The sequence below is a fragment of the Limoniibacter endophyticus genome (assembly GCF_014652835.1).
In the GTDB taxonomy this organism is placed as follows: domain Bacteria; phylum Pseudomonadota; class Alphaproteobacteria; order Rhizobiales; family Rhizobiaceae; genus Limoniibacter; species Limoniibacter endophyticus.
On record NZ_BMZO01000008.1, the window covers coordinates 243,594 to 249,832 of the forward strand.

The window sequence follows — 6,239 nt, forward strand, 5'->3', positions numbered from 1 at the left end:
GAATCGGATAAGATGTTCGCTATTCGTTTCCAGTAGCACGTGCGAGAGAGGGGCGAAAGCGGATTTGCAACTGCTTCAGTAGTGGCTTTCGTCGAAACCACCTAGTGCGCGGCGCGCGCGCGCGACGTGCTCCGGCGCTATTTCGGCTTCCTGGCAGAAGCGTAGAAGCGTGGGCTCGTGCGCGAGAACGAAGTCGAGCACGCCGGCAAGGAAACCCGGTTCGGCAGCGGCGCGGCGAATCGCCGAGGCATCGATTCCCGACAAGTCGAGGAAACGCGGCAGAAGCTCGGGATCGGCGGCGATGAACCCTAGCGCCGCGATTGCGACATCCTCGTTACCGGAGCCTCGTTTCGCTATGTCGGTCATCGTGTCGCTCCTTGGTGAAAACCTTTAGGGGATGATGCTTGCCGTCGAGCATCATTTGAAAGAGTATGGCCGGGTTTTTCATCAGATTTCCGTTTCGTCAATGTTCGGGCATTAAGACATCAGTCAATAAGCGCCGTTAGATGAAGCGGGAAAGATTGCGAGCAGGTAAGGCGGCATGGCCAAAAAAGTAATGATCGTCGAAGACAACGAGCTGAACATGAAGCTCTTCAACGATCTTATCGTCGCGAGCGGCTATGAGACGATCACAACCCGCAGCGGCCTTGAAGCACTTGATTTGGCACGCGCGCATCGACCCGATCTCATCTTGATGGACATCCAGCTGCCGGAGGTTTCGGGCCTGGAAGTTACAAAATGGTTGAAAAACGATGACGAGTTGCATGTCATACCCGTCATTGCCGTTACGGCTTTTGCAATGAAGGGCGATGAAGAGCGGATCAGGCAGGGGGGCTGCGAAGCCTATATCTCAAAGCCCATATCCGTGCCCCGCTTCATCCAGACGATAAAATCCTATCTTGGGGACGCATGACGGGGGAGAGCCGTCTGTCTTGGGGGAAAAATGACTGCGCGTATCCTCGTCGTCGATGACGTACCGGCCAATGTGCGCCTGCTGGAAGCGATGCTTTCGGCGGAATATTTCGACGTCCTGACGGCGGCGAGTGGACCCGAGGCGCTTGAGATTTGCGAAGCGGGCCGCGTGGACGTGATATTGCTTGACGTTATGATGCCGGAAATGGACGGCTTCGAAGTTTGCAAGCGCCTGAAGCTCGACCCTCGCACGGCTCACGTGCCCGTCGTCATGATCACTGCGCTCAACCAGATCGACAGCCGCGTGAAGGGACTCGAAGCAGGCGCGGATGATTTCCTCAGCAAACCCGTCAATGGACTGCAATTGATGACGCGGGTGAAAAGCCTCGTACGCCTCAAGACCCTCACGGATGAACTGCGGCTGCGAGCGTCCACCACGCGCATGATAGGCATCGAGGCCTTGATGCGTCCAGACGCGGATAGCGGCGCCCGTCAGGCACAAATTCTCGTCATCGATGAACATGCAGCGTCGTCGGAGCGCATCTCTTCCAGCCTGCAGAATGTCTGCGACGTGCTCGTCGTGCCTGATCCGCAATCCGGCCTCTTCCAGGCATCGCAGGGAGATTATGATTGCATCATCATTTCGGGACGGCTGGAAACAGTTGATCCGTTGCGGCTCTGCTCGCAGTTGCGCTCGCTCGACAAGACGCGCTCAGTGCCGATCGTGATGGTTGCGGAGCAGGGGGAAGATGCAAAGGTCGTGCGCGCGCTGGAACTCGGCATCAATGATTTTATGTTGCGCCCCATTGATCCCCATGAACTGACGGCGCGCATCAAAACCCAGATCCGCCGCAAGCGTTATGATGACGAATTACGGGCAAGCCTGTCGCAAACGCTTGAGATGGCGGTCACGGATAGTCTGACGGGCCTGAATAATCGTCGTTATCTCGACAGCCACCTGCGTACTTTGATCGCACGTTCCATGTCGCGGCAGAAGCCGCTTTCGCTGCTGATTTGCGATCTCGATCATTTCAAGTTGATCAATGACAGCTGGGGTCATGATGGAGGGGATGCCATCTTGCGCGAGTTTGCGCAGCGCCTGCGCGATAATGTGCGGGGAATTGATCTGGCCTGCCGTTTCGGCGGAGAAGAGTTCGTCGTCGTCATGCCGGATACGCCGTTCGACTCATCAACCAAGGTTGCCGAGCGCATTCGCGCCGATGTGGAACGCCAGCCATTTACGGTGGGGCAGAATGGCCAGGCGATTCCGGTGACGGTTTCTATCGGCGTAGCGTCGCTTAAATGGACCGGCGACACGATGGAAGATCTCTTGAAGCGCGCCGACCGCGCGCTCTATCAAGCCAAGCGATCAGGCCGTAATCGCGTCGCAGCCGAGGCGGCCTGAACAGGATCCGCCAGCCGAAAGTCGCGCGCGCATTGCCGGGAGAGAATCAGCGGCGGATTTCGCCGGCCTTGACGACTGCGATTTCACCTTCAAGCGCACCCTGGTAAGCCGATGCGTAGGGCTCTTCGTCTGGTTCTTCCTGCATTTCGCCGATCTGGTCCAGCTCGGCGAAGGCATAGCCCTCAGCCTTCAGCGCCTCCAGCGTGTTATGCACGGCGGTATCATCGTCGGGAGCGACCAGAAGTACATGCACTTCGGTCTGAGGGCCGTCCTCGTCGCGCTGGACACGGCCAATGATGATGGTTACCGCCTTTTCTTCGTTGTCGTTCATACGTGCTGTCATCTCGTTGTGTTATTGGAATACGTAGCCGAGCGATGACACGGGCGGGGTGCATTGTAAACCCGGCCAGGGTCCTGTAGCTTGCTCAAAGCCCTAGAAATCCGCCTTTTGCGGGGCTGATATTAACGTTTGGGGTTGACGACTCGGAATCGAAAATGTAGAAGCCGCATCGTCAGAGCCGATGTGAAACGTCGATTTTCGGGGCGCCTCGTCCTGAACCTATGTTTCAAACAGGGTTCTTTTTTAAAGTGAGCCTTACATTCCTGATCGCACGAAGCCCAAAGGCTTCCTCTGCTTTTTGGTTCGGGTGAGCCGCGGAAGCGGTTTTTAGCCCGAATTTTTGTATGGAAAAGGCTCACTTGAGCCGCGGCTCAGGCCCGAGATTTTAATAGAGGAAGGTTGAATGCCTACCGTAAACCAGTTGATCCGCAAGCCGCGCCAGGCGCCGGTGAAGCGTAATAAGGTTCCTGCAATGCAGGAGAACCCGCAGAAGCGTGGTGTTTGCACCCGTGTCTACACGACGACCCCTAAGAAGCCGAACTCGGCTTTGCGTAAGGTTGCCAAGATCCGCCTGACCAATGGCTTTGAAGTCATCGGCTACATTCCGGGTGAAGGCCACAACCTGCAGGAACACTCCGTCGTCATGATCCGCGGCGGCCGCGTCAAGGACTTGCCAGGTGTTCGCTACCACATCATCCGTGGCGTTCTCGATACCCAGGGTGTCAAGAATCGTAAGCAGCGCCGTTCGAAGTACGGTGCAAAGCGTCCGAAGTAATTCGGTCGTTTTCGGTTTAACGGTGCCGCGCGAGGTTCTCCGCGTGATAGGTGCCATATTTTTTGAGAGACGAGACTAGTATGTCCAGACGCCATAAAGCAGAAAAGCGTGAGATCAACCCGGATCCAAAGTTCGGCGATCTCGTGATCACCAAGTTCATGAATGCTGTCATGTATGATGGCAAGAAGTCTGTTGCTGAGCGCATCGTTTACGGTGCTCTTGATCAGATCGCTGAGAAGGCGAAGAGCGAGCCGGTGGCCCTGTTCCACAGCGCGCTTGCCAATGTCTCTCCGCACCTGGAAGTTCGTTCGCGTCGCGTTGGCGGTGCAACGTATCAGGTTCCGGTTGACGTTCGCCCGGAGCGCCGTCAGGCCCTCGCGATCCGCTGGATCATCAATGCTGCTCGCAACCGCAATGAAACGACGATGGTCGATCGCCTTTCGGCAGAGTTGCTGGATGCTGCTAACAACCGTGGTTCGGCCGTGAAGAAGCGTGAAGACACGCATAAGATGGCTGACGCTAACCGCGCATTCGCACATTACCGCTGGTAACGGCACGACTAGAGGCAAGAGGCACCTTCCATGGCCCGCGAATATAAGATCGAAGACTATCGCAATTTCGGCATCATGGCTCACATTGATGCCGGCAAGACGACGACGACCGAACGCGTCCTGTACTACACCGGCAAGTCGCACAAGATCGGTGAAGTTCATGACGGCGCGGCCACCATGGACTGGATGGAGCAGGAGCAGGAGCGCGGCATCACGATCACTTCCGCTGCTACGACCACCTTCTGGGCAGGTCGTGATGGCAAGAAGCGTCGTTTCAACATCATCGACACGCCCGGCCACGTCGACTTCACTATCGAAGTTGAGCGTTCGCTGCGCGTTCTCGACGGTGCTGTTGCTCTTCTCGATGCCAATGCAGGCGTTGAGCCGCAGACCGAAACGGTATGGCGTCAGGCAGACAAGTATCATGTTCCGCGCATGATCTTCTGCAACAAGATGGACAAGATCGGTGCGGACTTCTACCGCTCGTACGAAATGATCGGCCAGCGCCTTGGCGCGAAGGCTGTCGTCATGCAGTTGCCGATCGGCGCCGAAAGCGAATTTGCCGGTGTTGTCGATCTGGTCGAAATGAAGGCGCTCATCTGGAAGGGTGAGGACCTTGGTGCTGCCTGGGATGTCGTCGAGATTCCGGCTGACCTGAAGGACAAGGCAGAAGAATACCGCGAGCGGATGATCGAAGCGGCCGTCGAAATGGACGACGACGCGATGAATAATTATCTTGAGGGTAACCTGCCGTCGAACGATGAGATCCGTGCGTTGATCCGCAAGGGTACCATCGCCGTCAAGTTCTTCCCGATGTTCTGCGGTTCTGCTTTTAAGAACAAAGGTGTGCAGCCGCTTCTTGATGCGGTGGTTGATTATCTGCCTTCTCCGGTCGACGTTCCTGCTATCAAGGGCATCGACGCCAAGACGGAAGCTGAAATCGAGCGTCATGCTTCGGACGACGAGCCGCTGTCGATGCTTGCTTTCAAGATCATGAATGACCCGTTCGTCGGTTCGCTGACCTTCGCGCGCATCTATTCCGGCAAGCTCACAAAGGGCGTGTCGCTGAAGAATACGGTGAAGGATAAGAACGAGCGTATCGGCCGTATGCTGCAGATGCACTCCAACAGCCGTGAAGACATCGAAGAAGCCTTTGCTGGCGATATCGTTGCTCTTGCCGGTCTGAAGGAGACGACGACCGGTGATACGCTTTGCGATCCGCTGAAGCCTGTTATTCTTGAGCGCATGGAATTCCCCGAGCCGGTCATTCAGATCGCGATCGAGCCGAAGACCAAGGGCGACCAGGAAAAGATGGGTCTTGCGCTCAATCGCCTGGCAGCTGAGGATCCGTCCTTCCGCGTCAAGTCTGACACCGAGTCGGGGCAGACCATCATTGCCGGCATGGGCGAGCTTCATCTCGACATTCTCGTTGATCGCATGAAGCGCGAATTCAAGGTAGAAGCAAACGTCGGTGCTCCGATGGTTGCCTATCGGGAAACCATCACGCGGTCGGTCGAGCAGGATTATACTCATAAGAAGCAGTCGGGCGGTACGGGTCAGTTCGCCCGCGTCAAGATCATCTTCGAGCCGAATACCCCGGACGAGAACGGCGAAGTCAAGGATTTCGCATTCGAATCCAAGATCGTTGGTGGTGCTGTTCCGAAGGAATACATCCCGGGCGTTCAAAAGGGTATCGAGAGCGTCATGTCGTCCGGTCCGGTTGCGGGCTATCCGATGCAGGGCGTCAAGGCTACCTTGATCGACGGTGCGTTCCACGACGTCGACTCATCGGTCCTGGCGTTCGAAATCGCAGCACGCGCAGCGTTCCGTGAAGCAGCCGGCAAGGCTGGTGCTCAGCTCCTCGAGCCGATCATGAAGGTCGAGGTCGTGACGCCGGAAGAATATGTCGGCACGATCATCGGCGATCTCTCTGGTCGTCGCGGTATCGTCCAGGGGCAGGAAATGCGTGGCAACGCTATCGTCGTGAACGCGATGGTGCCGCTGGCCAACATGTTCAAGTACATTGATACGCTGCGTTCGTCCTCGCAGGGGCGTGCCCAGTATACGATGCAGTTTGACCACTACGAACCGGTTCCGGCAGCAGTTGCTCAGGAAATCCAGAAGAAAGCAGCCTCTTAAGGCGATCCCGGAAGCTGGAATTTTTTCCGGTTGATCCGATAATAGGAGATTGGAATGGCTAAGGCTAAATTTGAGCGCACTAAGCCTCACGTTAACATCGGCACGATCGGTCACGTT

At 56.5% G+C, this 6,239-nt stretch carries 7 protein-coding genes and 1 pseudogene; 6 read left to right on the forward strand and 2 right to left on the reverse strand.

Going from position 1 to position 6,239, the window contains the following annotated elements; translation table 11 throughout:
• Positions 1–75 precede the first annotated feature (75 nt).
• Positions 76–366, reverse strand: coding sequence for a DUF3572 domain-containing protein (locus IE151_RS13175; RefSeq protein WP_189490910.1), 291 nt, complete (start codon positions 364–366; stop codon positions 76–78).
• Between the two features lie 190 nt (positions 367–556).
• Here IE151_RS13175 and IE151_RS13180 point away from each other — a divergent pair, with 190 nt between their 5' ends.
• A complete protein-coding gene (locus IE151_RS13180) occupies positions 557–913 on the forward strand; it encodes a response regulator (protein ID WP_308430500.1) in 357 nt (118 codons plus the stop codon).
• 30 nt (positions 914–943) lie between these two features.
• Positions 944–2,317, forward strand: coding sequence for a PleD family two-component system response regulator (locus IE151_RS13185; RefSeq protein WP_189490914.1), 1,374 nt, complete (start codon positions 944–946; stop codon positions 2,315–2,317).
• 46 nt (positions 2,318–2,363) lie between these two features.
• Here IE151_RS13185 and IE151_RS13190 read toward each other — a convergent pair whose 3' ends face one another.
• A complete protein-coding gene (locus tag IE151_RS13190; protein ID WP_189490916.1) occupies positions 2,364–2,648 on the reverse strand; it encodes a transcriptional regulator in 285 nt (94 codons plus the stop codon).
• Between the two features lie 412 nt (positions 2,649–3,060).
• Between IE151_RS13190 and rpsL the strand changes: the two genes are divergently transcribed.
• From rpsL to IE151_RS13210, 4 genes and pseudogenes are all read left to right on the forward strand, one after another.
• A complete protein-coding gene (gene rpsL, locus IE151_RS13195; protein ID WP_189490917.1) occupies positions 3,061–3,432 on the forward strand; it encodes a 30S ribosomal protein S12 in 372 nt (123 codons plus the stop codon).
• 80 nt (positions 3,433–3,512) lie between these two features.
• Complete coding sequence (gene rpsG, locus IE151_RS13200) at positions 3,513–3,983, forward strand: 30S ribosomal protein S7 (protein ID WP_189490919.1); 471 nt, start codon at positions 3,513–3,515, stop codon at positions 3,981–3,983.
• A 30-nt stretch (positions 3,984–4,013) separates the two neighbouring features.
• Complete coding sequence (gene fusA, locus IE151_RS13205; protein ID WP_189490923.1) at positions 4,014–6,122, forward strand: elongation factor G; 2,109 nt, start codon at positions 4,014–4,016, stop codon at positions 6,120–6,122.
• 54 nt (positions 6,123–6,176) lie between these two features.
• Positions 6,177–6,239: pseudogene (locus tag IE151_RS13210) on the forward strand (GTP-binding protein); the annotation flags it as partial.